General features: G+C 73.5%; 23 protein-coding genes. 15 read left to right on the plus strand and 8 right to left on the minus strand.

What is annotated here, in order from left to right:
• The first annotated feature begins 5 nt into the window (after positions 1-5).
• From paaC to paaE, 3 genes are read left to right on the plus strand one after another with little or no spacing between them, the layout of a single operon-like run.
• On the plus strand, positions 6-833 hold the full coding sequence (gene paaC, locus ACGF3H_RS17065) for a 1,2-phenylacetyl-CoA epoxidase subunit PaaC (protein WP_362498033.1): 828 nt from the start codon (positions 6-8) through the stop codon (positions 831-833).
• The gene (gene paaD / locus ACGF3H_RS17070; protein WP_362498036.1) at positions 827-1,333 is read left to right on the plus strand and encodes a 1,2-phenylacetyl-CoA epoxidase subunit PaaD; all 507 of its coding nucleotides are present in this window, start codon (positions 827-829) and stop codon (positions 1,331-1,333) included. Before paaC ends, paaD begins: the two co-directional genes overlap by 7 nt.
• Complete coding sequence (gene paaE / locus ACGF3H_RS17075) at positions 1,333-2,439, plus strand: 1,2-phenylacetyl-CoA epoxidase subunit PaaE (protein WP_362498039.1); 1,107 nt, start codon at positions 1,333-1,335, stop codon at positions 2,437-2,439. The genes paaD and paaE overlap by 1 nt, the downstream gene beginning before the upstream one ends.
• Here the strand turns inward: paaE and ACGF3H_RS17080 are convergent.
• From ACGF3H_RS17080 to ACGF3H_RS17095, 4 genes are all read right to left on the minus strand, one after another.
• The gene (locus tag ACGF3H_RS17080; RefSeq protein ID WP_362498041.1) at positions 2,427-3,362 is read right to left on the minus strand and encodes an aminoglycoside phosphotransferase family protein; all 936 of its coding nucleotides are present in this window, start codon (positions 3,360-3,362) and stop codon (positions 2,427-2,429) included. The genes paaE and ACGF3H_RS17080 overlap by 13 nt on opposite strands.
• A gap of 68 nt (positions 3,363-3,430) precedes the next feature.
• Positions 3,431-4,006: a TerB family tellurite resistance protein gene (locus ACGF3H_RS17085; RefSeq protein ID WP_362498044.1), complete on the minus strand. Its 576-nt coding sequence runs from the start codon at positions 4,004-4,006 to the stop codon at positions 3,431-3,433.
• 379 nt (positions 4,007-4,385) lie between these two features.
• Positions 4,386-5,357, minus strand: coding sequence for an endonuclease/exonuclease/phosphatase family protein (locus ACGF3H_RS17090; protein ID WP_393816498.1), 972 nt, complete (start codon positions 5,355-5,357; stop codon positions 4,386-4,388).
• Entirely contained in the window at positions 5,354-6,166 is an 813-nt protein-coding gene (locus tag ACGF3H_RS17095; RefSeq protein WP_362498046.1) for an SAM-dependent methyltransferase, read from the minus strand. The genes ACGF3H_RS17090 and ACGF3H_RS17095 overlap by 4 nt, the downstream gene beginning before the upstream one ends.
• A gap of 220 nt (positions 6,167-6,386) precedes the next feature.
• Between ACGF3H_RS17095 and ACGF3H_RS17100 the strand changes: the two genes are divergently transcribed.
• The 3 genes from ACGF3H_RS17100 to ACGF3H_RS17110 are packed head-to-tail and all read left to right on the plus strand — an operon-like array spanning position 6,387 to position 8,214.
• A complete protein-coding gene (locus tag ACGF3H_RS17100; protein WP_362498049.1) occupies positions 6,387-6,968 on the plus strand; it encodes a sugar O-acetyltransferase in 582 nt (193 codons plus the stop codon).
• A gap of 12 nt (positions 6,969-6,980) precedes the next feature.
• Positions 6,981-7,556, plus strand: a complete 576-nt coding sequence (locus ACGF3H_RS17105; RefSeq protein ID WP_362498052.1) for a TetR family transcriptional regulator — start codon at positions 6,981-6,983, stop codon at positions 7,554-7,556.
• A 52-nt stretch (positions 7,557-7,608) separates the two neighbouring features.
• Positions 7,609-8,214 carry a DUF998 domain-containing protein gene (locus ACGF3H_RS17110; protein ID WP_362498055.1) on the plus strand — a complete coding sequence of 202 codons (606 nt, stop codon included), beginning with the start codon at positions 7,609-7,611 and terminating at the stop codon, positions 8,212-8,214.
• Here the strand turns inward: ACGF3H_RS17110 and ACGF3H_RS17115 are convergent.
• Positions 8,202-8,879, minus strand: a complete 678-nt coding sequence (locus tag ACGF3H_RS17115) for a CBS domain-containing protein (protein ID WP_362498057.1) — start codon at positions 8,877-8,879, stop codon at positions 8,202-8,204. The two genes, ACGF3H_RS17110 and ACGF3H_RS17115, sit on opposite strands and share 13 nt — an antisense overlap.
• Positions 8,880-9,057: 178 nt before the next feature.
• On the opposite strand from ACGF3H_RS17115, the gene ACGF3H_RS17120 reads away from it, so the two are divergent.
• Positions 9,058-9,720 (plus strand): glyoxalase, encoded by a 663-nt coding sequence (locus ACGF3H_RS17120; RefSeq protein ID WP_362498059.1) that lies wholly within the window; start codon positions 9,058-9,060, stop codon positions 9,718-9,720.
• Positions 9,721-9,798: 78 nt separating this feature from the next.
• On the opposite strand, the gene ACGF3H_RS17125 is transcribed toward ACGF3H_RS17120, so the two are convergent.
• A complete protein-coding gene (locus ACGF3H_RS17125; RefSeq protein WP_362498062.1) occupies positions 9,799-11,010 on the minus strand; it encodes a helix-turn-helix domain-containing protein in 1,212 nt (403 codons plus the stop codon).
• 124 nt (positions 11,011-11,134) lie between these two features.
• Between ACGF3H_RS17125 and ACGF3H_RS17130 the strand changes: the two genes are divergently transcribed.
• From ACGF3H_RS17130 to ACGF3H_RS17155, 6 genes are read left to right on the plus strand one after another with little or no spacing between them, the layout of a single operon-like run.
• The gene (locus tag ACGF3H_RS17130) at positions 11,135-11,731 is read left to right on the plus strand and encodes an urease subunit gamma (RefSeq protein ID WP_362498065.1); all 597 of its coding nucleotides are present in this window, start codon (positions 11,135-11,137) and stop codon (positions 11,729-11,731) included.
• Positions 11,728-13,413 carry an urease subunit alpha gene (locus tag ACGF3H_RS17135; RefSeq protein ID WP_362498068.1) on the plus strand — a complete coding sequence of 562 codons (1,686 nt, stop codon included), beginning with the start codon at positions 11,728-11,730 and terminating at the stop codon, positions 13,411-13,413. The genes ACGF3H_RS17130 and ACGF3H_RS17135 overlap by 4 nt, the downstream gene beginning before the upstream one ends.
• A 15-nt stretch (positions 13,414-13,428) precedes the next feature.
• Positions 13,429-15,147 carry an amidohydrolase gene (locus ACGF3H_RS17140; protein WP_362498070.1) on the plus strand — a complete coding sequence of 573 codons (1,719 nt, stop codon included), beginning with the start codon at positions 13,429-13,431 and terminating at the stop codon, positions 15,145-15,147.
• Entirely contained in the window at positions 15,144-16,475 is a 1,332-nt protein-coding gene (locus ACGF3H_RS17145) for an MFS transporter (RefSeq protein ID WP_362498073.1), read from the plus strand. The genes ACGF3H_RS17140 and ACGF3H_RS17145 overlap by 4 nt, the downstream gene beginning before the upstream one ends.
• Positions 16,472-18,148 carry a thiamine pyrophosphate-dependent enzyme gene (locus ACGF3H_RS17150; protein ID WP_362498076.1) on the plus strand — a complete coding sequence of 559 codons (1,677 nt, stop codon included), beginning with the start codon at positions 16,472-16,474 and terminating at the stop codon, positions 18,146-18,148. Before ACGF3H_RS17145 ends, ACGF3H_RS17150 begins: the two co-directional genes overlap by 4 nt.
• Positions 18,141-19,571, plus strand: a complete 1,431-nt coding sequence (locus ACGF3H_RS17155) for an aminobutyraldehyde dehydrogenase (RefSeq protein ID WP_362498078.1) — start codon at positions 18,141-18,143, stop codon at positions 19,569-19,571. Before ACGF3H_RS17150 ends, ACGF3H_RS17155 begins: the two co-directional genes overlap by 8 nt.
• A 45-nt stretch (positions 19,572-19,616) precedes the next feature.
• Here the strand turns inward: ACGF3H_RS17155 and ACGF3H_RS17160 are convergent, their stop codons facing one another.
• The gene (locus ACGF3H_RS17160) at positions 19,617-21,698 is read right to left on the minus strand and encodes a SpoIIE family protein phosphatase (protein WP_362498080.1); all 2,082 of its coding nucleotides are present in this window, start codon (positions 21,696-21,698) and stop codon (positions 19,617-19,619) included.
• Positions 21,699-21,908: 210 nt separating this feature from the next.
• Positions 21,909-22,409 carry an SLC13 family permease gene (locus tag ACGF3H_RS17165; RefSeq protein WP_362498083.1) on the minus strand — a complete coding sequence of 167 codons (501 nt, stop codon included), beginning with the start codon at positions 22,407-22,409 and terminating at the stop codon, positions 21,909-21,911.
• Positions 22,410-22,499: 90 nt separating this feature from the next.
• Between ACGF3H_RS17165 and ACGF3H_RS17170 the strand changes: the two genes are divergently transcribed.
• Together ACGF3H_RS17170 and ACGF3H_RS17175 are read left to right on the plus strand one after the other, a co-directional pair.
• On the plus strand, positions 22,500-22,694 hold the full coding sequence (locus ACGF3H_RS17170; protein WP_362498085.1) for a hypothetical protein: 195 nt from the start codon (positions 22,500-22,502) through the stop codon (positions 22,692-22,694).
• A gap of 232 nt (positions 22,695-22,926) precedes the next feature.
• On the plus strand, positions 22,927-24,135 hold the full coding sequence (locus ACGF3H_RS17175) for a Cmx/CmrA family chloramphenicol efflux MFS transporter (RefSeq protein ID WP_362498200.1): 1,209 nt from the start codon (positions 22,927-22,929) through the stop codon (positions 24,133-24,135).
• Positions 24,136-24,385 lie beyond the last annotated feature (250 nt).

Below are 24,385 nucleotides of genomic sequence, written 5' to 3' on the forward strand. Positions count from 1 at the left end.
AGGGCATGAGTGACGACCACGTCTACATGACCCTCGCCGAGGGACACGAGGACGACACCCGCTGGGCCTACGGCACCGGCTTCGAGGACCCGCTGCACGGCGTGGACACCACCGTGCCCGAGGGCGTCGACGCCGGTGAACTGGCCGCCCAGTGCGTGGCGCTCGCCGACGACGCCCTGGTCTCGGCCCAGCGGCTCGCCGAGTGGGTCACCCGCGCACCCGAGCTCGAGGAGGAGGTGGCGCTGGCCAACATCGGCCTCGACCTCCTCGGCCAGGCCCGCCTGCTCTACTCGCGGGCCGGCCAGACCGACGGCACCGGCCGCGACGAGGACGCGTACGCCTACTTCCGCGACGCGGACGACTTCCGCAACGTGCGCCTGGCCGAACTGCCGCGCGGGGACTTCGCGTTCGCCGTCGTCCGGCTGCTGGCGCTCTCCGCCTGGCGTCTCGCCCACTTCGAGCGCCTCGCGTCCCATCCCGACCCGGTGCTCGCGGCGGTCGCGGCCAAGGGCGTCAAGGAACTGACGTACCACCGGCAGTACGCGGCCGAGTGGGCCGTGCGCCTCGGCGACGGCACGGACGAGTCCCGCCGCAGGATGCGCACGGCACTGGAGCAGGTCGCCCCGTACCTCGAAGAACTGCACGCCGCGTACGACGCGCGCGACGAGCTCACCGACGTCCTGCGCCAGGTCACCGAGGCGGCCGGACTGACCGTGCCCGTGTCCCGGGCACTGCCCGGCTCCGGCCGCGACGGCGAGCACACCGAGCACCTCGCGCCCCTGCTCGCCGAGTTGCAGAGCGTGGCCCGCGCCCATCCGGAGGCGACATGGTGACCACCCGGCCGGACATCCGGCGCGCCCGCCGCATCGCCGAGCGCGTGCCGGACCCCGAGCTGCCGATGCTGACCCTCGCCGACCTCGGTGTCCTGCGGGACGTCGAGACGACCGAGGACGGCACGGTGGTCGCGAGCCTGACCCCCACCTACTCCGGGTGCCCCGCCATGGCCGAGATGCGGGCGGACGTCGCCGCGCGGCTGCGGGACGCGGGATACGCGAGGGTGGAGATCCGCACGGTGCTCGACCCGCCCTGGACGAGCGACTGGATCACCGAGTCCGGTCGCCGCAAGCTCACCGAGCACGGCATCGCCCCGCCCGGCGCCGCGCCCCGCGGCCCGGTCCCCCTCGTGCTGTCGCCCACCCGGCGCACGGTGCCCTGCCCCCGGTGCGGTGCCGTGGACACCGAGGAGACCTCCAGGTTCGCCGCCACGTCCTGCAAGGCGCTGTGGCGCTGCCGGGCCTGCCGCGAACCGTTCGAGTACGTCAAGGAGATCTGATGGCCCCGACCGCCCCCGCCTCGGCCGTCCCGGCACGCGTCCGCCGCCGCCCGGCCTTCCACCGTCTGCGCGTCGCCGCCGTCCAGCGGCTGTGCGCGGACGCGGTGGCCGTCGGCTTCGACATCCCGGACGAGCTGGCCGGGGAGTTCGCCTTCGCGCCGGGACAGTCGCTCACGCTGCGCCGCGAGATCGAGGGCCGCGACGAGCGCCGCTCCTACTCGATCTGCTCGCCGGCCGGTACCGCGCCGCGCATCGGGGTCCGCGTGGTGCCGGGCGGTCTGTTCTCGTCGTGGCTCGTCAACGACGTGCGGCCCGGTGACACGGTCGAGGTGATGGCCCCCACCGGTCTGTTCACGCCCGACCTCACCGCCCCCGGCCACCACGTGCTCATCGCCGCGGGCTCGGGCATCACGCCCATGCTGTCCATCGCCGAGTCGGTGCTGGCCGCCGACGACCGCTCCACGGTCACTCTGTTCTACGGCAACCGCCGCACCGACACCGTGATGTTCGCCGACGAACTGGCCGACCTGAAGGACCTGCACCCCGCCCGCTTCCAGCTCGCCCACGTGCTCTCCCGCGAACCGCGGGAGGCCGAGGTGCTCTCGGGCCGGCTGGACGCCGAACGGCTCTCGGCGCTCGTCGACGCCCTGGTCGACGTCCCGAACGCCGACCACTGGTGGCTGTGCGGCCCGCAGGGCATGGTCCTCGACGCCCAGCGGGTCCTGACCGGCCTCGGCGTGCCCGCGGACCGCGTCCACCGGGAGCTGTTCTTCGCCGACGACGAGCCGGTGCGCGAGGTCCACCACGAGGAGGCCGGACCCGAGGGGCCGGTCAGCGAGGTCACCATCACCCTGGACGGACGGTCCACCACGGCCTCCCTGTCCCGGGAGCGGACCGTCCTCGACGGAGCCCAGCAGACCCGCCCCGACCTGCCGTTCGCCTGCAAGGGCGGCGTCTGCGGCACCTGCCGCGCCCTGGTCACCGACGGCAAGGCCGACATGCGGCGCAACTATGCCCTCGAACCCGCCGAGGTGGACGCCGGCTACGTCCTGACCTGCCAGTCGTACCCGGCGTCCGACACGCTCACCGTCGACTACGACAGCTGACCCGGCGTCACGGGGTCGCGCAGCCCGGTCTCCTCCAGCACCGCCCGGATCACGTGCCGGGCGGTGCGCGCCATCGCCGGGTTGCTCTCCCGGTGGTACGGCAGTGCGATCAGGGCCTGGGAGAGCGTCCGGCCCCGGCCGCGCCGCCAGGTCGCGTCGTCCACGCCGAGCGCCTCACGGAAGACCTCCCTGGCACCGGCCGGCAGCAGATTCCATGCCGGGAACAGGTCGCAGGCCGGGTCGCCCACGCCCGCGCAGCCGAAGTCGATGACGGAGGAGAGCCTGCCGTCCCCGACCAGGAGATTGCCCGGCATCAGGTCGGCGTGCAGCCACACCGGCGGCGCGTCCCAGGCAGGGGCGCGCAGGGCGTCGTCCCAGACCGCGGTCACGGCATCGCCGTCGACGCCCTCCTGCGGAATGCGCCGCAGCTCCTCGATCGCCGCCCGCGTCGACGCGTCGAGCGAGGCGAGCGGACCTCCGCGGTACGCCGGCGGCGCCCCCGGCAGGGTGATGCTCCGCATCGCCGCCACGAACCCGGCCAGATCCCCGGCCAGGCCCACCGGATCGCTCAGCGCCCCCTCCTCGGGGATCTCCCCGGGCAGCCACCGGTACACCGACCAGGGCCACGGGTATCCCTCGGCCGGTTCCCCCGCACCCAGCACCTCCGGGACGGCCACGGGCAGCAGGGGCGCGAGGCGGGGCAGCCAGTGACGCTCCGCCACCACGTCCGCCGCGCCGCCCTCCACGAGCGGCAGCCGTACGACCATCCGGTCGCCCAGCCGGAACATGGCGTTGACCGTCCCGACCGACGGGAACCGCCGCACCGGCAGACCGGCCCACCGGGGGAACCGGCCGGCGACGAGCCGCCGTACGAGAGCGCCGTCGACGGGGTGGGTGCCGGGACGTGCCTGCCCTGAACTCATGGGCGCCATCCGATCGCCGGGCGCCGAGGCGCGTCAAACCCTTTCCCGTGGCGGCGGCCCGGCGGGCCTCAGACGCCGAACTCCGCGGGAGACAGTCCCAGCGCCGTGCACGCCTCACGCACCGCCTGCTGTTCGGCCGGCTCGAAGACCCCGTCCGCGCCGGCGACGACCATGCCGGTCTGGACGACAGCCCGGGCCTCCGCGGGCTTCTTGGCGGCCTTGGCGATCACCTGCAGCGCCTCGGCCCTGCCCGCCTCGAAATGGCCCAGGAGCCGGTCCACGTGCTGGTTGAACCGCTGCCGGAGCTGGTCCGCCGGGAAGTTCTGCAGGACCTCGTTGGAGACGATGAGCTCCTCCACGCGCTGCCGCTCCGCCGGTTCGACCCGCCCGTCGGCCGCCGCCACCAGCGCGCACATGGCCATGCTCGCGTCCCGGTAGGCACCGCTCTTGAGCTCCGTCTTCACCGACGCGAGCTGGGACTTGAACATCCCGATCAGCTGGGCCCTGGAGCCGCCGGAGGACGACGAGCCCGGCCGGCCGGACGCCTGCTGTCCTTGCCCGGTCCCGTGCCCGCCCGTGCCCCGGGCGCCCTGGGACTGCTGGAGCGTCCTCGCCTGGTCCTTGATCCGGTCCCACATCGCCACTCGTGCCACCTCGGCTTCTGGTGCGTGTCCGTCCTGGTCTGCGGTCGCGTCACGCGCGGTCCATCAGGTCGAACGCTTCCGGGCCGGGAGCGGTTCCCGGATCGTAAAAGAAAAGCAAAACGGCCTGTGGGGCGGTGTCCGGCCGGGCCGCGGGCGGACACCGCGGGCGCCGGTGGAGGGCCCGGTGTGCGTCCCCGGAGCGCCTGCGTTAGAGTCTTCCCAGGTCGTCCAGCCACCACCCGGTGGATGTCCGCGCGTTGGTCGTCTAAGGCAAGACGTCCCGCTTCCTGCGGGGAAATGCAGGTGCAAGGCCTGCCCGGCGCTCCGTGCCGAACCCCCGTCCCTGGGTCCCAGGGGCGGGGGTTCTCGCGTGCTGCGCTCAGAAGGCGATCGCCGCGGCCACCGGCAGGTGATCGCTCCCGGTGGCGGGCAGGGCGCGGATGTGACGGACCGTCGCCGAACGCGCCATGACCTGGTCGATCCTGGCGATCGGGAAGCCGGCCGGGAAGCTGAAGGCGAGGCCGCGTTCCGCGGTGTTCAGGCGGGCGGTCAGCGGGTCGAGCCCGCGGTCGTCGACCGTGCCGTTGAGGTCGCCCAGCAGCAGCGTCCTCTCCCGTTCCTCGGCGCCGACGACCTCGCCCAGCAGACGGGCGCTCTCGTCGCGCCACGACGAGGCGAGCCCGGTCGCCCGGACGCGCACCGACGGCAAGTGGGCGACGTAGGCGGCGATCTCGCCGTGCGGCGTGTGGACCACCGCCCGCAGCCCGCGGTTCCAGCCCTCCGCGATCCCGCGCGGCCTGATGTCCACCGGCCGGGCCTCGGTCAGCGGATGCCTCGACCAGAGCCCGACGGTGCCCTCGACCGCGTGGTACGGGTACCGGGCGCCGAGGGTCCTCTCGTACACCGGCAGCGCCTGCGGCACCAGTTCCTCCAGCGCGATGAGGTCCGGCCCGGGGCCGGCCAGGGCGCGGGCCGTGCCGGCGGGATCGGCGTTCACGTCGCTGACGTTGTGCTGCACCACGACCAGGTCGTCACCGCCCGCCTGCCCCGCGGGCAGCAGCAGCCCGCCGAAGTGGTGCGTCCAGGCGGCGACCGGCAGCAGCACGGCCACCAGCGCGGCGGCCGAACGGCGCAGCAGCGCCAGGCCGAGCAGCACCACGACCACCGGACCGAGCCACGGCAGGAAGGTCTCCAGCAGACTGCCCACCCGCCCGACGGAGTTGGGGACCGCGCCAGGGAAGGCCAGCAGTCCCGCCGTCACCACCGCCGACGCGGCCACGGCCCGGCCCTTCGTCCAGGGCGGTGTGCCCGTCGGAGCGAGGGGTGAGCGGCGGCCGGTCGCGGAGGTCACGGCTTGCGGGCCAGGCCGCCGTGCTCACCGATGGGCTCGGGGGCGGGGGAGAGGACGTCCGGGCGCCACAGGGTCACCGGCACGACTCCGGGCTCGACGAGTTCCAGGCCGTCGAAGAACGCCGTGATCTCCTCCACGGTGCGCAGCACGTACGGTGCGGCCCCGCTCTCGTTGTAGGCGTCCTGTGCCTGCTCGAAGTCCGGGTCGACGCCCCGCGAACCGTCGTTGACGGACAGGTAGCTGCCCGGCGGCAGTGCGTCCATCAGCCGCCGGACGACGGAGCGCGCGACGGCGTGGTCGGGGACGTGGCCCAGGATGTTGCTCAGGACGAGTGCGACGGGACGGTCGAGGTCGAGCGTGCCGGCGGCCGCCGACACGATGCGGTCCGGGTCGAGCACGTCCGCGTCGATGTAGGACGTCGCGCCCTCGGGGGTGGAGGTGAGCAGCGCGCGGGCGTGCGCCAGGACCATCGGGTCGTTGTCCACGTAGACGATGCGGGTCTCCGGGGCGATCCGCTGTGCGACCTCGTGGGTGTTGTCCGCGGTGGGAAGGCCGGTACCGACGTCCAGGAACTGGCGGATGCCGGCCTCGGCGACCAGGTGGGTGATGCTGCGGCGCAGGAAGGCGCGGCTGCTGCGGGCGATGGTGACGATGCCGGGGAAGACGGCGGTGTAGGCGTCGCCGGCCTGCTCGTCGACGGGGTAGTTGTCCTTGCCGCCGAGCCAGTAGTTCCATATCCGGGCCGAATGCGGCACCGAGGCGTCGGTCCTCTGGTGCGCGGGTCCGGGCGTCGTCACAGGGTCGCTCATGAGGAAGGTCCGTCTCTCGGCCGAGGCGTGCACTGTCCCGCCTCAACCTATGTCCTGACGTGCCTTCTCCGCGCGGGAGTTCACGCATCGCACCGCGGTGGGACCGGCCGGGGGCTCCGGACGGTCTCGCCTTTCCGCCGTCCCCCGCCGCGTCGACCGTGCTCCTCACCCCCCGGCGAGGTGCCGGACGCCCGCGGGGGCGAGGTGTACGATCGTACGCATGCCGACGGACCACTTCGCCCAGGACCCCCGCACCAACCTCGAACGCATGCTGGCGGGCGACCTCTACATCGCCGACGACCCCGAGATCGCGCGCCGGCAGCAACGGGCCGTGCGGCTGGCCGCCCGCTACCAGGCCGCCTACGCCGAGGACGTCGACGCCGCCCGGACGGTCCTCGCCGAACTGCTCGGTTCCGTGGGCGAGGAGGCGCACGTCAGGCCGCCGCTGTACGTCGACTACGGAAGCAACATCACCATCGGGGCCCGTACCTTCGTCAACTACAACCTGACCGCGCTCGACGTCGCGGCGATCACCATCGGCGAGGACTGCCAGATCGGCCCCGGCGTACAACTGCTCACGCCGACCCACCCGCTGGAGCCTCAGCCCCGGCGCGACAAGCTGGAGGCCGCCCGTCCCATCACCATCGGGGACAACGTCTGGCTCGGTGGCGGCGCCGTCGTCCTGCCCGGCGTCACCATCGGTGACAACTCCGTCATCGGCGCCGGCGCGGTCGTCACCAAGGACGTCCCCGCCGGTGTCGTCGCCGTCGGCAACCCCGCGCGTCCGGTCCGCGACCTCTGAGCGCCCTCAGCCATGGCCACCGGACACCCCGACCCCCGGCGCCGCGAACGCATTCTCGACGCGGCCCTGGACCTCATCGCCGAGGAGGGCCTCGCCCAGGTCTCCCACCGGAAGATCGCCACGCGCGCCGGCGTCCCCCTGGGGTCGATGACCTACCACTTCAGCGGCATGGACCAGGTGCTCCGCGAAGCGTTCGCCCGCTTCACCGACCACATCGTCGCGGTGTTCGACGCCCACCTCGCCGTGCCGGCCGACCGCGACCAGGCCCGGCGGGCGGTGACCGACCTGGTGCACGCCCTCTCCGAGGGAAGCCCCCGCGACCTCGTGCTCACACAGGAGCTCTACACCCTCGCGGCGCGCCGGCCCGCCTACCGGGAACTCACCCAGGAATGGATGCGGCGCAGCCGCACCCACCTGGAGAAGCACTTCGACCCGGCAACGGCCCGCCAGCTCGACGCCCTGATCGAGGGCCTGACGCTCCATCGCGCCCTGGCCCGCGAACCGCACGACCGCGCCCTGACCCTCGAAGCGGTCACCCGCATCACCACCACCGGCCGGCCCGCCGACGGCGCCGCACGGCCGGACTGACCCGCGACCGGGGTGCGAAGGCGCCGGGAAGTGACCGCTTTATGGTGTTCCGATGCGAACCGTTCCCAGGTGGGTGTTGTTCACGTCGGGGTGCGCGCCCGTCCTGCTGATCGGAGGGTGGGCGATCGCGGCGCTGCTGACCGGGCCCGCCTACGACCCCTTCACCCAGACGATCAGCGTTCTGGGATCCTACGGAGCCTCGGGGTTCTGGGTGATGAACGGGGCCTTCCTCGCGCTCGGACTCTGCCATCTGCTGACCGCGTGGGGACTGCGCGCCGCCTCGGCCGCCGGAAGGGTGGCGCTCGGCGGGGGAGGACTGGCCGCGTTCGCGGTGGTGCTGCTGCCCGCGCCGAGCAGCGGGGGCTCCCTGCGCCACGGCGCGGTGGCCGTGGTCGGATTCACGCTGCTCGCCCTGTGGCCGGTCCTGGCCATCGACGGCGACGGTGGCGCCCCCTGGGCCCTCAGGCCCGCGCCGTCGTGCGCGGCGACCGTCCTGATGGCCGTCGGCGGCGCGTGGTTCCTGTTCGAGATGACGCGGCACGGCGCGGCCGGCGTCGCCGAACGGGTGGTGACGTTCGCGCAGTCCCTGTGGCCCTTCGTGGTGGTCAGGTCCTGTCTGGCGCACTCCGGGGCAGGCGGGGCCGGTCAGGTTCCGTGACCCGCCGGCGGAGCGCCTTCGCCGTCGGCCTCTCCCGTCATCCGGAACTCCACGGCGACGACGCCGTCGACACGCCGGCAGAGTTCCTCCAGGGCCGAGACGGGCACGTGCCCGGGGAGCCGGCCGCTGAGGACGACGTGCCCGTGCGTGACGTCCACCTGCACGGAGGACGGCGGCAGACGCAGGGTCTGCACCAGCGCCTCCTCGATGATCTCGGTCCGGATCGCCCGGTCCTTGCGCAGGAAGACCCGCAGCAGGTCGCTCCTGCTGACCACCCCGATCAGCCGCCCGCCCTCGTCGACCACCAGGAGCCGCTTGATGCCCTGCCGCGCCATCACGCGGGCGGCCTCGACGACGCTCCAGTCCTCGCGCGCGCAGACGGCGGGCGACGTCATCAGCCCCGCCGCGTCGGTGGCGGAGGCCTTCCCCCGGCCGGGTGCGCTCTCCGTCCCGCGCCCGGCGGAGCCGTCCGGCTCCCCGCCCCACATCTTCTGCAGGAGGTCCGCCTCCGACACCACGCCCACGGGCCGGTCCGCCGCGTCCACCACGGGCACCGCGGTGATGTCGTAGTCCTGCAGCAGGTGGGCGATCTCCTTGAACGGCGTCCCGCGCTGCACACGGACCACGGCGTCGCTCATCACATCGCCCACCCTCTGGTGCTTCATCGCACGACTTCCTCTCCGCTGCCGGGCCTCGGTCGACCGGCATCCGACCTTCTCACCACCTGAAACGTCCCGCGAGCCGCGAGCGTGCCCCTGTCCGCCGACAGCGCACCCGGGCGCCGGCCGGGCCGGTCAGTTTTCGAGAAGCGCGCAGGACCCCGCCGCCCCTACCGTCGAAGACATGACCTCCATCGATTCCGTCACCCTCGAAGTGGCCGACACCGCGGCCGCCGCCCGCTTCTACGACGCCGCCTTCGGCCTGGACCCGTCACAGGTGCGGCTGCGCGCATCCGAAGCCCCCACGACCGGCTTCCGCGGCTTCACCCTGTCGCTCGTGGTGTCCCAGCCGGGCAACGTCGACGCGCTCCTCGCCGCCGCGCGCGACGCCGGCGCCACCGTCCTCAAGCCCGCCGCGAAGTCGCTGTGGGGCTACGGCGGTGTCGTCCAGGCGCCGGACGGCACCATCTGGCAGCTCGCGACATCGGCGAAGAAGGACACCGGCCCGGTCACCCGGGACGTCGACGAGATCGTGCTCCTGCTGGGTGTCGAGGACGTGAAGGCCTGCAAGCAGTTCTACGCCGGTCAGGGCTTCGCCGTGGGCAAGAGCTTCGGAGGCAAGTACGTCGAGTTCTCCACCGGGCCGGGCACCGTGAAGCTGTCCCTTTACAAGCGCCGCGCGCTGGCCAAGGTCGCGGGCGTCCCCGCCGACGGCACGGGATCGCACCGGCTCGTGCTCTCCTGCGCCACCGGCCCGTTCACCGACCCGGACGGCTTCGTCTGGGAGGCCACCGCACCGCTGACCACCACCGGCCCGGCGGCCTCGGACGGCCCCGCGGCGGGCTGACGGCGGGCCCCGGCCGGTCCCGGGGTCACCCCTTCCCCGACGGGAGCCCCCGCCGGGCGCCGGCCCCGGCCCCCGCCCTCAGGGACGCGCCTCCGTCTGCGTGTGCCGCCGGGCCGCGCGCAGCGCCACCGCCACCAGTGCGGCGTCGTCCGGTCTGCGCACGTCGCGGCCGGTCAGTTCGTGGAAACGGGCGAAGCGGTGCTGGACCGTGTTGCGGTGGCAGAAGAGCGCCTCCGCCGTCTCCGCGACGGAGCCGCTGCCCGACAGATGCGTGCGCACCGTCTCCAGCAGGCGGTCCGCCTCCGCGCGCGAGACACCGGGACGGTCCAGCCCGCCCAGGACGTCGGTCGCCAGGTCCCCGGCGAAGTCGCCGGCCCGGTGCGCCAGGACGTCCAGCCAGCTGTCCTCCAGCAGATGCGGCGCCGCGGCGTCCCGCGGCAGCACCTGTGCCGTCGCCACCGCGAGGACCACGGCGCGCGGCACCGAGGCGAGGCCGGCCGCCGGCGGCGCGACACCGCACGGCGAGTCCCCGAGCTGGTCGAGCACGTGCCCGCGGGTGATCCGGCTGCCCAGCTGCACCACCAGGACGGCATCCTTCCCCACCGTCTGCTGCTGCACCGCCGTACCCTGCGCCCGCAGCGTCACCGCCGTCCGGCGCAGCCCGGGCACCGCGGCCGCGGACGACGCCGCGCACAGGAAGCGGCCGTCCTCCGCGAAATCCAGGGCGAGCCCCGCGTCCCGCACCACGGTCGGATTGCGGCCCTCGCTCTCCACCAGCCGCGCGAACCACATGCGCCGCTCGTCCTCCTCACGCCGGCCCATCTCCAGGACCGTGCGCTGGTACGCCGTCATGATCCCGGTGACATGACCCTCGACCGCCTCCCACACGTGGTACGCGGAGCCCACCAGCTCGGCCGTGTCCGCCGCGTCCGCCCGGCGCACGAGCGCCGACCAGACCACCCGGAAGTCCAGGCGCGCCGCGTCCAGCAGGGAGTCCAGCGGCACACCCTGCCGGGCCCGCTCCTCGCCCACCCGCTGGGAGACGCCCGCGATGTGCGGCGGCACCGGAAGCTGCGCCACCGTCCGCAGCAGCAGCTCGAACGCCTGCCACGCCGAGTCACGGAACTGGGCGTCCGGGACCCGGTCCGCGTACGTCGTGCGCACGGGACGGACCATCTCCAGCCAGTCGCCGATGAGGCCGTCGATGTTGTCCAGGCACTGCCCGGCGAGCTCGGCGATCCGGGGAGAGGGCGGCGGCAGCTCCGGGTCCAGCCCCAAGGTGGTGTGCATATGACCAATCCTGGCCGCCGTACAGGCGATATTTCAACGTTGGTTCTGTGCTCCGTGCCCCGGAAGCTGGGGCGGTCCCAGGGCGAACCGCCCGGGTCCCGCCGACCAGGAGGGCCACTCGACCGTGCACCTGACCCCTCGCGAACAGGAACGGCTCCAGCTGTTCACCGTGGCCGAACTCGCGCGCCGCCGCCGCGCCCGGGGCCGCCGCCTCAACGCCCCCGAGGCGATCGCGCTGATCTGCGACGAGATCCTGGAGGCCGCCTGGGACGGGCTGGCCCTGGACGAGGTGATCGACGCGGCGGGCCGGGTGCTCACCGCGGACGACGTCATGGACGGGGTGGCCGACATGGTCACGACCGTGCAGGTCGAGGCGCTGTTCCCGAGCGGCACGTCCCTGGTCGCGGTCGACCGGCCGATCGGCGCGGGCGGCGCGGAGCCGCCGGGGGCCGTGCGGACGGCCGACGCCCCCGTCGAGATCAACGTGGGCCGTCCCCGCACCACGCTCACCGTCCGCAACACCGGCGACCGGGTCGTCTACGTCTCCTCGCACTACCCGCTGCACGAGGTCAACCAGGCCCTGGAACTCGACCGGGAGGCCGCCCGGGGCCTGCGGCTCGACATCGCCGCCGGCACCGCCCTCGCCTTCGCGCCCGGCGACGAACGCGAGGTCGTCCTCGTTCCCGCCCGCCACCCCCGTACCTCCGAGGAGCGCGCATGACCAGCGTCGACCGCCGTACCTACCAAGCGCTGTACGGGCCCACGACCGGCGACCGCATCCGGCTCGGCGACACCTGCCTGTGGGTCGAGGTCGAGACCGACGACGGCACGCCCGGCGACGAACTCCTCGGCGGCTGCGGCAAGACCGTGCGCGACGGACTGCTCGCCTCACCGCGCTCCGACCGCGACTCGGCCCTGGACATGGTCGTCGCCGGAGTGGTGCTCATGGACCCGGTGCTCGGCGTGCGCAAGACCGACATCGGCATCAAGGACGGCCGGATCGTCGCCGTCGGCGGGGTCGGCAACCCGGACGTCATGGACGTCGAGTACGCCATCGACTCGCACACCTCCGTCGTACCGGGGGAGGGTCTCATCGCCACTCCCGGCGTCGTCGACAGCCATGTCCACCTCTCCTCGCCCGAGGTCGCGCCCGCCGCACTGTCCGCGGGCGTCACCACGCTCGTCGGCATGGGCCTCGGCGGCGTCTGGGAGATCGGCTGCAACCCGGCGCACAACCTGCACACCCTGATGAGCGCCTGGCAGGGCACGCCCCTCAACATCGCCTTCCTCGCCCGGGGTTCCTCCAGCTCACGCGCCCTCCTGGACGAGATCACCCTTGCCGGTGCCGGCGGGTTCAAGATCCACGAGGACTTCGGGGCGACGCCGCGCATCATCGACAACTGCCTCGACACCGCCGACCAGGCCGACCTGCCGGTCGCGCTGCACACCGACTCCATGAACGAGTCCGGCTACCTGCGCGACACCCTCGGCGCGACGCGCGGCCGCACCGTGCACGCCTACCACGTGGAAGGCGGCGGCGGTCACCCCGATCTCCTGGAGATCCTCTCGGAGCCCAACATCCTGCCGTCCTCGACGACGCCCACCATCCCCTACACCCCCAACACGGTCGGCGAACTCTTCCCGATGACCATGACCGTGCACCGGCAGAACCACCACTCCGAGAGCGACGTGGCCATCTCCCGCGGCCGGATCCGCGAGCACGCCATCGCCGCCGAGAACGCCCTGCACGACCTCGGCGCCATCTCCATCGTCAACTCCGACTCCATGGGTATGGGCCGCATCGCCGAGACGGTGCGCAGGACCTGGCAGCTCGCCCACCTCCAGGCACTCGCCAACGGCGGCGGGGGAGTGGCACACCCGGAGAACGCCCGGGTACTGCGCTACCTCGCGAAGATCACGCTCAACCCGGCGATCGCGCACGGCCTCGCCCACGAGGTCGGCACCGTGCGGGCCGGACGGATGGCCGACCTCGTGCTGTGGGACCCCAAGTGGTTCGGCAGCAAGCCCGAACTGGTCATCAAGGCCGGCTTCGTGGCGTGGGGCAACACCGGTTCGGGGTCCGGGTCGACGCGGCTCACCCAGCCGCGTGTCTACCGGCCCTACTTCGGCGCGCTCGGCGCGGCCCCCGCCCGGCTCGCCAAGGTCTTCGTCGCCGAGGCCGCCCTCACCGACCGTGCCGCGCGCGCCGCCCTGCCCACCGGCCTCACCTACGCCCCGATCCGCGGCAGCCGCGGTCTGACCCGCGCCGACATGCTGCACAACACGGCCACGCCGCGCGTGATCGTCCCCCGCGAACCCGCGCCGGTCCTCGTCGACGGCGTACCCACGGGCACCGCGGCCGCCACCGAAGTGCCGCTCGCGCAGCTGCACCACCTCGCCTGAGAGGCGCACCCGCCCATGCGACTGGACCTCCTCGTCCGCAACGCCCACATCCGCACGCTCGACCCCGAGCGGCCCACCGCCCGCCTGCTCGGGGTGCTGCACGGCACCGTCGTCGGTCTCGACGAGGACGTGGCGGACCTGCCCGCCCGGCGCGTCCTCGACGCCGGCGGCGCCACCGTCCTGCCCGGCTTCAACGACGCCCACTGCCACACCGCCTGGTTCGGGCTCACCCTCACCCAGCTCGACGTCTCCACGGCCCGCTCCGTGGACGAGGTGTACGCCGCCGTGGCCGCCTGTGCCGGCACGCTCGCCCCGGACGCCTGGGTGATCGGCGCCGGACTCGACCACCACCGGCTCGGCGGCCGGTACCCCCACCGCGACGCCCTCGACCGTGCCGCGGGCGGCCGGCCGGTCTGGCTCAAGCACACCTCCGGGCACGCCTGTGTCGTCAACACCCCCGTGCTGCGCGCGGCCGGCGCGCTAGACGCCGCCTTCCGCGACCCGGACGGCGGGGTCGTCTCCCGCGACGCCGACGGCCGCCCCGACGGCCTGCTGGAGGAGACCGCGCAGCGCCTCGTCCAGCGCCAGGTGCTGCCCTACCCGGTGGAGACCGTCGCCGACGCCGTCGACGCGGCCACCCGGCACTATCTGACCGAGGGCGTCACCAGCTTCACCGAGGCCGGCATCGGCGGCGGCTGGATCGGTCACACCCCGGTCGAACTCGCCGCGTACCAGCTGGCCCGCGACACCGGACGGCTGCACACCCGCGCCCAGCTCATGACCGCCTCCGACGTGCTGCACCCGCTGACCGCGCACGCCGACGACCACATCACGGTCGGCCTCGACCTCGGCATGCGCACCGGCTTCGGTGACGACCGGCTCTCCCTCGGCCCCGTCAAGATCTTCCTCGACGGGTCGCTGCTCGGGCGTACGGCCGCCGTCACCGAGCCCTTCTGCGGATGCCCCCACAACGAGGAGCGGCCCACCGGCTACTTCCAGGGCGACGCCGGCGCCATGACCGACCTGGTCGTCGCCGCCCACCGCTCCGGCTGGTCCGTGGCCGCGCACGCCATCGGCGACCGGGCCGTCGACCTGGCGCTCGACGCGTTCGCCCGTGCCCACCGGGAGCGCCCCCGTCGCGGCGTGCGCCACCGGATCGAGCACGCCGGGGTGGTCCGCCCCGACCAGCTCGCCCGGTTCGCCGAGCTGGGCGTCATACCCGTGCCGCAGCACAACTTCCTGCACACTTTCGGCGACGCCATGGCCGCCGCACTCGGCCCCGAGCGCACCGCCTGGTCCTACCGCATGCGCTCCTTCACCGACCTCGGACTGCCCGTGCCCGGAAGCTCCGACCGGCCCGTGGCACCCGGCGCACCGCTGCCCGCGATCCAGTCGATGGTCACCCGGCTGACCGAGACAGGCATGCCGTATGGTCCGGAGGAACGCGTTCCGGTCCGGGCCGCGCTGCGTGCCTGGACCGAGGGCTCGGCCCGGGCCACCGGCTCCGGCGGACGCAAGGGACGGCTCGTCCCGGGGCAGCTCGCCGACCTCACCGTCCTGGACGGCGACCCCGTCCGCACGGACGCCGACCGCATCGGCGCGATCGGCGTCCTCGCCACCGTCGTCGGCGGCGACCCCGCCCACGACCCGCACCACCTCGCCCGCACCCCCGCACGCTCCGGTCCCCCGTCCCCTCCGGCCGCCGAGGCCGCCGCTCCCCAGGAGAACGCGTGAGCACACCGCCCGAGCCCGACCTGAAGGACATCAGAAGACTGCTCACCGCCGCGTTCAGCGGTACCGCCCTGGAGTGGTACGACTACTTCCTCTACGGCACCGCCGCCGCGCTCGTCTTCAACAAGCTCTTCTTCCCCGAGCTCGACCCGACGGTCGGCACCCTGGCCTCCTTCGTCACCTTCGCCGTCGGCTTCGTCGCCCGGCCCATCGGCGCCGCCGTCTTCGGGCACATCGGCGACCGCTACGGACGCAAGGTCTCCCTGATCATCACCGTCGTGATGATGGGCGCCACCACCGGCTGCATCGGCCTGCTCCCGACCTACGACACCATCGGCGTCTGGGCACCGGCTCTGCTGTCCCTCCTCCGCTTCCTGCAGGGCATATCCGTCGGCGGCGAGTGGTCCGGGGCGATGCTGCTCACCCTGGAGCACACCCCGAAGGAGAAGCACGGCAGCTACTCGTCCATCCCGCAGCTCGGCTCACCCGTCGGCACGCTGCTCTCCAGCGGCGCCTTCGCCCTCGTGGGCCTGCTGCCCGACGACGCCTTCTACTCCTGGGGCTGGCGTCTGCCGTTCCTCGTCGCCTTCCCCCTCCTCGGCTTCGCCCTCTACCTGCGCATGCACATCGAGGAGTCCCCCGCCTTCCGCGCCATGCTGGCGGACGCCGAGCGCAACGGACCCAAGCCGGCACCGGTCGTCGAGGCGTTCCGCCGCACCTGGGGCCGCATGATCGTCGGTGTCGGCGCCGCGTTCCTCGGCGTCGGCGGCTTCTTCCTGATGAGCACCTTCATCATCTCCTACGGCACCGACGAGCTGGGCATCGACAAACAGACGATGCTCAACGCCACCGTCATCGGCTCCGTCGTCGAGATCGTCGTGCTCGTCCTCGCCGGACGCCTCGCCGACCGCATCGGCGCCTGGCGGGTCTGCACCCTCGGCGCCGCCGTCACCATGGCCGTCGCGTTCCCCGCCTTCCGGCTCGTCGACACCGGCCAGACCGGCCTGGTCCACCTCGGCGTCTCCCTCGGCATCGGGGCGCTCTCCATCCCGTACGCGCCCATCGGCGCCGTCGTCTCCGGGATGTTCCCCGAGGAGTTCCGCTACAGCGCCGTCGCCATGTCGTACAACCTCGCGGGCGTCCTGTCCGGCTTCGTGCCGCTCATGGCCACCTCCCTCACCGGCGCCGCCGACGGCGCGTCCTGGGGCGCCGCCCTGCTGCTCGTCGCCATCGCCGCCTGCACCGTCGCCGGCTCCCTCGCCGCCGGCACACTCCTGCGCCGCAACGCCGTCCTCTCCCACCCCGCCCAGAACGCCGAGGTCCCCGCATGACAGCGCACCACCCTACCCGCACCGGCGGACAGGTCCTGATCGACCAGCTCGCCGTCCACGGCACCGACACCGCGTACGGAGTGCCCGGCGAGAGCTACCTGGCCGCGCTGGACGCCCTGCACGACGCATCCGTCCGCATGGTGGTGTGCCGGCACGAGGGCGGTGCCGCCTACATGGCGGAGGCGCACGGCAAGCTGACCGGGCGCCCCGGGATCTGCTTCACGACCCGCGGGCCCGGCGCCACCAACGCACTGGTCGCCCTGCACACCGCCCACCAGGACGCCACCCCGCTGATCCTCTTCATCGGCCTGGTGCCCCGTGGCCACACCGACCGCGCCGCCTTCCAGGAGCTGGACCTGCGCGGCACCTTCGGGGCCAGCGCCAAGCTCGTCGAGACCATCGACGACGCGGCCAGGATCCCCGAGTACGTCGCCCGCGCCTACGCCGTCGCGAGCAGCGGCCGCCCCGGGCCCGTCGTCCTCGGCCTGCCCGAGGACATGCTCACCGACACCGTCCACGTCGCCGACGCCACCCCGCTGCCGATACCCGGCGGCGGCGTGGCCCCCGCCGAGCTGTCCCGGTTCCGGGACCTGCTGGCCGCCGCCGAGCGGCCCCTGGTCCTCCTCGGCGGCAGCCGCTGGACACCGCGGGCGCGCACCGCCGTACGCGCATGGGCCGAGGCCTGGTCGCTGCCCGTCGCCGTCGACTTCCGCTGCCAGGACCTGATGGACAACGAGGCGGAGAGCTACGCCGGGCACCTCGGCTATGGCCGCAACGACGCGCTGGCCGAGCGGGTCCGCACGGCGGACCTGCTGATCGGCATCGGCACGGCGCCCGGCGACGTGGCGACCGACGGCTACACCCTGCTGCCGCACGACGGCTCGGGCCCGCGCCTGGTCCAGGTGCTGCCCGAGCCCGTGCCGCCGGGCGTCCTCTACCCGGCCGCCCTGACCCTGCTCGCCGCCCCGGAGGCCTTCGGGGAGGCGGTGCGCGCCCTGCGGCCCGCCGCGCCGGTGCCGTGGGCGGTCCTCACCAAGCAGGACCGCGCCGCACACCTGGCCTTCCGCGCACCCGTCCGGGACGACGACCCCCTGGACCTCGGCGCCGTGTTCGCCGCCCTCGACGCCCGCCTGCCCGCGGACACCGTCGTCACCTTCGGCGCCGGCAACCACGCCATCTGGGCCCAGCGCTTCCTGACCCACCGCGAGGGCGGCCGCCAACTCGCCCCGCGCAACGGCTCCATGGGCTACGGCATTCCGGCGGCCGTCGCCGCCGCCATTGTGCACCCCGGCCGCCGCGTCGTCTCCGTCGCGGGCGACGGCTGCTTCCTGATGAACGGTCAGGAACTGGCCACCGCCGTCACCGAGGGCGCCGCGCCGCTGATCCTCGTGCTGAACAACTCCGTCTACGGCACCATCCGCCAGCACCAGGAGCAGACCTACCCCGGCCGGGTCAGCGGGACCGCCCTCGGCAACCCGGACTTCGCCGCGTACGCCCGCGCCTTCGGGGCGCACGGCGAGACCGTCACGGTCACCGACGAGTTCGGCCCCGCCCTGGAACGCGCCCTGGCCTGCGGCAGAGCCGCCCTGATCGAGCTGAAGGTGTCCGAGGGCCGGCTCGCCCCCGGGGTCACCGTCGACTCCCTGCGCAAGGAGAGCGCTCTCCATGTCTGACCTGACCCTCCACAACGTCGTCGACGGCCGCGGAGCCGGCACGGCGCACCGCATGGAGCTGACCGACCCGGCCACCGAGGAGGTCTACGGCACCGCACCCCGCTCGTCGGCCGCCGACGTGGACGCGGCCGTGGCCGCCGCCCGCCGCGCCCTGCCCGCCTGGCGCCGCAGCATCCCGGCCCGGCGTCAGGCGGCCCTCCTCCACCTCGCCGACCTCGTGGTCCGGCACGCCGACCGGCTGCTGGAGGCGGAGGTGCGCTCCACCGGCAAACCGCGCGGGACCACGCGCACCCTCGAAATCCTGCGCGGAGCCGACCAGTTGCGCTTCTTCGCGGGCGCGGCGCGCGTCCTCGAAGGCATCGCCGCGGGGGAGTACGCCGAAGGCCACACCTCCTACGTCCGCCGCGAGCCGGTCGGCGTCGTCGCCCAGGTCACCCCCTGGAACTATCCGTTCATGATGGCCGTGTGGAAGCTGGGCCCCGCCCTCGCCGCCGGGAACACCGTCGTCCTCAAGCCGTCGGACACCACACCGTGGTCGACGGTCCTGCTCGGCGAACTGGCCCAGGAGGCCTTCCCGCCCGGCGTCGTCAACATCGTCTGCGGCGACCGCGACACCGGCCGCGCCCTCGTCGCCCACCCGGACGTCGACATGGTCGCCATCACCGGCAGTACCCGGGCCGGTTCCGAGGTCATGGCGGAGGCCGCCCGCGCGGTGAAGAACGTCCATCTGGAACTGGGCGGCAAGGCACCGGCCCTGGTCTTTGCCGATGTCGACCCCGTCCGCACGGCCCGCGCGCTCGCCGACGCGGCGTTCTTCAACGCGGGTCAGGACTGCACCGCCGTGACCCGCGTACTGGTGCAGCGCGAGGCCCACGACCCCCTGCTGGTCGCGCTCGTGGAGGCGGCCCGGTCCACCCGGGCCGGGGCACCCGACGAGGACGGCGTCTTCCACGGCCCGCTCAACAGCGCGGCGCACGCCGAACGCGTCGCCTCCGTCATGGCGGGCCTGCCGGCACACGCCCGGATCGAGACCGGCGGCACCCGTCTCGACCGCCCCGGATACTTCTTCCCGGCCACCGTCGTCTCCGGCGTCCGGCAGGACGACGACGCCGTCCAGGGCGAGATCTTCGGGCCCGTCGTGACCGTCCAGCCCTTCGACACCGAGGACGAGGCGGTCGCGCTCGCGGGCGGCGTCGACCTCGGCCTCGCCTCCAGCGTCTGGACCGCCGACCTGGGCCGCGCCATGCGGGTGAGCGCCGCACTCGACTTCGGCTGCGTGTGGCTCAACTGCCACCAGGTCATCCCCGCGGAGACCCCGCACGGCGGCTACAAGCAGTCGGGCATCGGCCGCGACCTCAGCCGCTACGGGCTCGACGACTACACGCGGGTCAAGCACGTCATGGCCGCCCACGCCACGCCCTGACCCCGGGCCGCCGCCCGCGCCGGGACCGGCCCACCGGGGCCCCGGTCAGGGCGGCGGCAGGGTCACCTCGCACCACACCGTCTTGCCGTTGCCCCGCGACTCCACCCCCCAGGCGGCGGCCAGTTCCTCGATCAGCATCATCCCGCGGCCGGACGTCGAACCTTCGGTCGCGGCCCGGCGCCGAGGCGAGACCGGCGACGTGTCGGCGACGGCCAGCCGCACCGCGGGGCCGTGGCCGGTCACCGGCGACACCGTGAGGGTCGCGTCACCGCGGGCGTGCACCAGGGCGTTGGTGGCCAGTTCGCAGGCGAGCAGCTCCGCGGTCTCCGAGAGGGGGCCCAGCGACCAGTCGGCCAGCGCCGTGCGCAGGGCCAGCCGGGCCGCGTGCAGGGAGTCGGGGTCGAAGGACCTGATGGCGACCTCCAGCCGCTCGCTGGCCCGGGACGCCCGGCGGTCGCGGCGCATGATCAGCAGCGCCACGTCGTCGTCCTCCCCCGTGTGGGCGCCCATGGAGCTCAGCACGTGGTCGGCGAGGTCGTCCGGCTCCACGGGGCCGGCGGCGACGGCATCGAGCAGTCTGTCGCAGCCCTCGCCGATGTCGGCGGTGCGCGACTCGACCAGCCCGTCCGTGCACAGCAGGAGCGTGGAACCGGCGCCCAGCACCGTCTCGGACGCGGGGTGGCCGGGCCGCGACCCCGGGGACGTCAGACCGAGCGGCAGGCCCCCGGGGGTGTCCAGCCAGGTGCAGGAGCCGTCCGGACGCCGCAGCACGGGACCCAGATGACCGGCACGGACGATCACGGTACGTCCGGTGCGCGGATCGATCTGCACGAGGAGGCAGGTGGCGAAACGGTCGGTGTCCAGCTCGGTGAGGAACGCGGAGGCGCGCGACACGACCGTCGTCGGAGGGTGCCCCTCGGCCGCGTAGGCCCTCAGGGCGATGCGGAGTTGGCCCATCACGGCGGCGGCCGTCACGTCGTGACCCTGCACGTCGCCGACGACGGCGACGACCCGGCCGTCCGGAAGGGTGAGCGCGTCGTACCAGTCGCCCCCGATCCCGCCGCGGGCGCTCGCCGGGCGGTAACGGGTGGCGGAGACCAGGCCGGGCGTCGGCGGCATGTGGCCCGGAAGCATCGCGGTCTGCAGTCCGGCGGCCAGCTCGTGCTCCCTGTCGTACAGCAGGGCCCGCTGCAACGACTGCGCGACCACCTTGCCCAGGGCGTTCAGGACCGTCCGCTCGTCGTGCGTGAACGACCCCTTGCCGTCGAAGGTGAGGCCGAGGGCGCCGATCGGTGTGTCGTGAGCGATCAAGGGCTGGTACACGGCGGCCGTCGCCCGGGAGAACATCCTCAGGTACGGCACCAGCGCCGGGTAGCGCGCGGCCAGCTCCTCGCGGTCGGTGATGAACACGGGCTCGCGGGTGCGCACCGCCTCGGTGAGCGGCAGCTGCTGGTCGAGCCGGGACAGATGGAAGTCGCGGACGAGCTCCTGGCTCAGACCGTTCGAACCGATCAGCTCCATCCGCCCGTTGTCGACCAGCCCGAGGACGATGCTCGAGGCGCCCAGCCGTTCGAGCAGCCGGGTCGAGGTGAGAGCCTCCGCCAGGTCGTCCACGGTGACGGTCGGCATGAGCGCGTCACTGAGGTGAGCGACGATGTCGGCCTGCCTGCGCCGGTCCCGCCTGGCCTGGTGCAGCCGTTCGGTCTGGTCGATGGCCCGCAGCTCCTGGCTGGCGTCCCGCACGATGCCGATCACCTGCAGAGGGCGCCGCTGGGCGTCGCACACCACGTGCCCCTGGGTGTGCGTCCAGCGCAGCCAGCCACCGGGATGGCGGACGCGGAAGTACAGACTGAACCCGGACCGGTCCTCCAGGGCCCGGTCCACGCGCGCCCGGACCGCGGGCACTTCAGCGGGGACCATCCGCTCGCCGAGCGTGCTCAGCCGGCCGTCGAACTCGCCCGGGCGGAAGCCCATCACGTCCAGGGCGGCATCGTCGTAGTGCACGACCCCACCGGGCACGTCCCAGGTGAAACTGCCCATGCCGTTGACGGCGAGAGCCACATGCGCGGCGGCCCGTCCCTCACCTCGCGCGGAGGAGTCGCCGCGTCGGCCCCCGGAGTGCTCCATCACTGCCTCCCGGCAGGTCGCGTCGCATCGGTGCGCCCCGTCCCGAGGCGGCCGGACGCCACCGAGCCGGCATGTCCTCCTCCCATCATGCGCGCGAGCGGTCCACGGCGCGCGCCCGCGGCGGCGGCCCGCCGCACCCCCCACCGTCCGCGGAGCATCCGCGCGGGCACCGGCGTGCCCGTGCCCGCGCGGATGCTCCGACCGGCCGGATCAGGACCGGGGAAGGACGAGGGCTCCCCACGCCACGACCGGACCGATCGCGACGATTCCGCCGGTGCAGCCCATCACCTGTCGGTAGAAGCGACGGGTGTCCACACCGCGCACATTGCCGAGGACCAGCGCGCCGTTGGTGGAGAAGGGGGAGGTGTCGACGATCGTGGTGGACACCGCGAGGGCTGCGATCAGTCCGGGCGCGCTGAGGTGGCTGGAGAGCAGCAGGGGCACGGCGAGGGGGATAATCGCGGTCAGGATGGCCGTGGAGGAGGCGAAGGCCGAGGTGATCGCCACGGTGAAGCAGAGCACCAGGGCGACGACGAGCGGGGCGCCGAGATCAGCGGCGTGCTCGGAGAGCTTCTCGATGATGCCGGCCTTCTCCAGCATGGCGATGTACGTCATCATGCCCGCCACCAGCAACAGGGTGGACCGGCTGATGCCGTCCACGGCCTTCTCCTGCCGCTTCATGTCCACCAGCGCCAGCGGCGCGCCGGCCATGCTCCACCGGGCGTTTCGGACGGGGACGGGGAGTCACCCGTGCGGTCGGCAGATGTTCTCGGTTCGTGAGCGGCGCAAGGAGGAGAGCCGATGTCGAACCCGCAAGAGCCGGAGCTGCGGCGCAGTGACAAGGGAGCGGGCACACCGCAGGACAGCGAGGCCCGCAAGGCGGCACAGCCCGCCCGGGGGAGCGGTGGCCGTGCACATGGCACGGACCGCGGCGACAAGGGCGGAGGAGAAGGGGGCGGCACGCCTCCCGAGCAGCAGCCGGATCACCCGGCCTGAGCCGTCTCGTGCTCGTCGCTCGGCGGGCACACCGGGGAGGGCGACGCCGCACGGCCTCGCCCTCCGCGCCTTTCACGCAGCCGCTCCTCGAGCCACGCCACCGCGATCCGCGCCGGTGTGCAGGGCGGTCCGACCGCATCCTGAGACCACGGACCGCGCGGGAATGACAGGACGAAGAGCGTCGTTGGCACCTGTCATGCCCGACTCCACCAAGCGGCCCGCGGTGCCCCGCATGCCACTCGCCGTCTACATCCTCGGCCTCTCCGTATTCGCCCTCGGCACCAGTGAGTTCATGCTCTCCGGGTTGTTGCCGCCCATCGCCGACGACATGAACGTGTCCATCCCCCAGGCCGGACTGCTGATATCGGCGTTCGCGATCGGCATGGTGATCGGCGCCCCCCTGCTCGCCGTCGCGACGCTGCGGCTGCCGCGGAAGACCACCCTGGTCGCCCTGATCTCGGTCTTCGGCCTCGGCCAGGTCGCGGGTGCGCTGGCACCGACGTACGAGGTCCTCTTCGTCTCACGCGTCGTCAGCGCACTGGCGTGCGCGGGGTTCTGGGCCGTGGGGGCGGCCGTCGCGATCGCGATGGTGCCCCAGACGTCGCGGGCCCGGGCGATGGCGGTGATGATCGGCGGACTGTCGATCGCGAACGTCCTCGGCGTCCCGGCGGGCGCGTTCCTCGGTGAGCACCTGGGGTGGCGCTCCGCGTTCTGGGCCGTGGGCGCGGCGTCCGCGATCGCCCTCGTCGGTGTGGTGACGAAGATCCCCCGTATCCCGGTGCCCGAGCAGCGGCCGAGGCTCAAGGGCGAACTGGCCATCTATCGCGACCGTCAGGTGTGGCTCTCCATCGTGGTGACCGCCCTCGCGGCGGGCGGCGTGTTCTGCGCCTTCTCCTACCTCGCCCCGCTGCTCACCGATGTGGCCGGCCTGGCGGACGGCTGGGTGCCGACCGTGCTGGCCCTGTTCGGCATCGGCGCGCTGGTCGGCACGACGATCGGCGGACGCGTCGCCGACGCCCATCTGTTCGGCGTGCTGCTCTCCGGCATCACCGCGTCGACCGTGCTGCTGGCGGCTCTGGCACTGTTCGCCTCCAGCCCCGCCGTCGCGATCACCCTGTCGTTCCTGCTGGGCGTCTCCGCCTTCTACACCGCCCCGGCCCTCAACGCCCGCATGTTCAACGTGGCCGGTGCCGCGCCCACGCTCGCCGGCGCCACCACGACCGCCGCGTTCAACCTCGGCAACACCGGCGGCCCCTGGCTCGGCGGCACGGTGATCGACGCGGGTCTCGGCTACGCCTCCACGGCCTGGGCCGGCGCGGCGATGACGGCGGTCGCGATCGGCCTCGTCGCCGTCTCGCTGCGCCTGCACAGCCGGTCCCGCATCGTGGCGGGAGCCCTCGCGACGGAACCCGTCGGCGCGAACCACGCGCAGCGGGTGTGACAGCGGGACACCCGAGCCGACACGTCCGCCGCGCGCCGTACTCCACGGTGCGCGGCGGTCCTGTGTTCCGGGAGCGCCCCGCCGGACGGCCGGGGCACCGTCACCTTGACGGCCGGTCCGAGGGGACACATACTGACGGCCAAATCGATTTGGCCAAATCGATTTGGCTCTCCGTCCAGGGCCGGATCGCGGCTGAAATCCGAGCGTGCCCGTATGCCCGAACGGAGCCCGAACGTGTCCAGTCCCCGCC

Origin of the sequence: Streptomyces sp. NPDC048185 (genome assembly GCF_043202495.1) — a bacterium.
Lineage (GTDB): Bacteria > Actinomycetota > Actinomycetes > Streptomycetales > Streptomycetaceae > Streptomyces.

What these genes read in the sequence shown, in the direction of transcription:
- paaC (WP_362498033.1), top strand. Translation starts at nt 6, where the DNA reads ATGAGTGACGACCACGTCTACATGACCCTCGCCGAGGGACACGAGGAC.
- paaD (WP_362498036.1), top strand. Translation starts at nt 827, where the DNA reads ATGGTGACCACCCGGCCGGACATCCGGCGCGCCCGCCGCATCGCCGAG.
- paaE (WP_362498039.1), top strand. Translation starts at nt 1,333, where the DNA reads ATGGCCCCGACCGCCCCCGCCTCGGCCGTCCCGGCACGCGTCCGCCGC.
- ACGF3H_RS17080 (WP_362498041.1), bottom strand. Translation starts at nt 3,362, where the DNA reads ATGAGTTCAGGGCAGGCACGTCCCGGCACCCACCCCGTCGACGGCGCT.
- ACGF3H_RS17095 (WP_362498046.1), bottom strand. Translation starts at nt 6,166, where the DNA reads ATGAGCGACCCTGTGACGACGCCCGGACCCGCGCACCAGAGGACCGAC.
- ACGF3H_RS17100 (WP_362498049.1), top strand. Translation starts at nt 6,387, where the DNA reads ATGCCGACGGACCACTTCGCCCAGGACCCCCGCACCAACCTCGAACGC.
- ACGF3H_RS17105 (WP_362498052.1), top strand. Translation starts at nt 6,981, where the DNA reads ATGGCCACCGGACACCCCGACCCCCGGCGCCGCGAACGCATTCTCGAC.
- ACGF3H_RS17110 (WP_362498055.1), top strand. Translation starts at nt 7,609, where the DNA reads ATGCGAACCGTTCCCAGGTGGGTGTTGTTCACGTCGGGGTGCGCGCCC.
- ACGF3H_RS17115 (WP_362498057.1), bottom strand. Translation starts at nt 8,879, where the DNA reads ATGAAGCACCAGAGGGTGGGCGATGTGATGAGCGACGCCGTGGTCCGT.
- ACGF3H_RS17120 (WP_362498059.1), top strand. Translation starts at nt 9,058, where the DNA reads ATGACCTCCATCGATTCCGTCACCCTCGAAGTGGCCGACACCGCGGCC.
- ACGF3H_RS17125 (WP_362498062.1), bottom strand. Translation starts at nt 11,010, where the DNA reads ATGCACACCACCTTGGGGCTGGACCCGGAGCTGCCGCCGCCCTCTCCC.
- ACGF3H_RS17135 (WP_362498068.1), top strand. Translation starts at nt 11,728, where the DNA reads ATGACCAGCGTCGACCGCCGTACCTACCAAGCGCTGTACGGGCCCACG.
- ACGF3H_RS17140 (WP_362498070.1), top strand. Translation starts at nt 13,429, where the DNA reads ATGCGACTGGACCTCCTCGTCCGCAACGCCCACATCCGCACGCTCGAC.
- ACGF3H_RS17150 (WP_362498076.1), top strand. Translation starts at nt 16,472, where the DNA reads ATGACAGCGCACCACCCTACCCGCACCGGCGGACAGGTCCTGATCGAC.
- ACGF3H_RS17155 (WP_362498078.1), top strand. Translation starts at nt 18,141, where the DNA reads ATGTCTGACCTGACCCTCCACAACGTCGTCGACGGCCGCGGAGCCGGC.
- ACGF3H_RS17160 (WP_362498080.1), bottom strand. Translation starts at nt 21,698, where the DNA reads ATGGAGCACTCCGGGGGCCGACGCGGCGACTCCTCCGCGCGAGGTGAG.
- ACGF3H_RS17165 (WP_362498083.1), bottom strand. Translation starts at nt 22,409, where the DNA reads ATGGCCGGCGCGCCGCTGGCGCTGGTGGACATGAAGCGGCAGGAGAAG.
- ACGF3H_RS17170 (WP_362498085.1), top strand. Translation starts at nt 22,500, where the DNA reads ATGTCGAACCCGCAAGAGCCGGAGCTGCGGCGCAGTGACAAGGGAGCG.
- ACGF3H_RS17175 (WP_362498200.1), top strand. Translation starts at nt 22,927, where the DNA reads ATGCCACTCGCCGTCTACATCCTCGGCCTCTCCGTATTCGCCCTCGGC.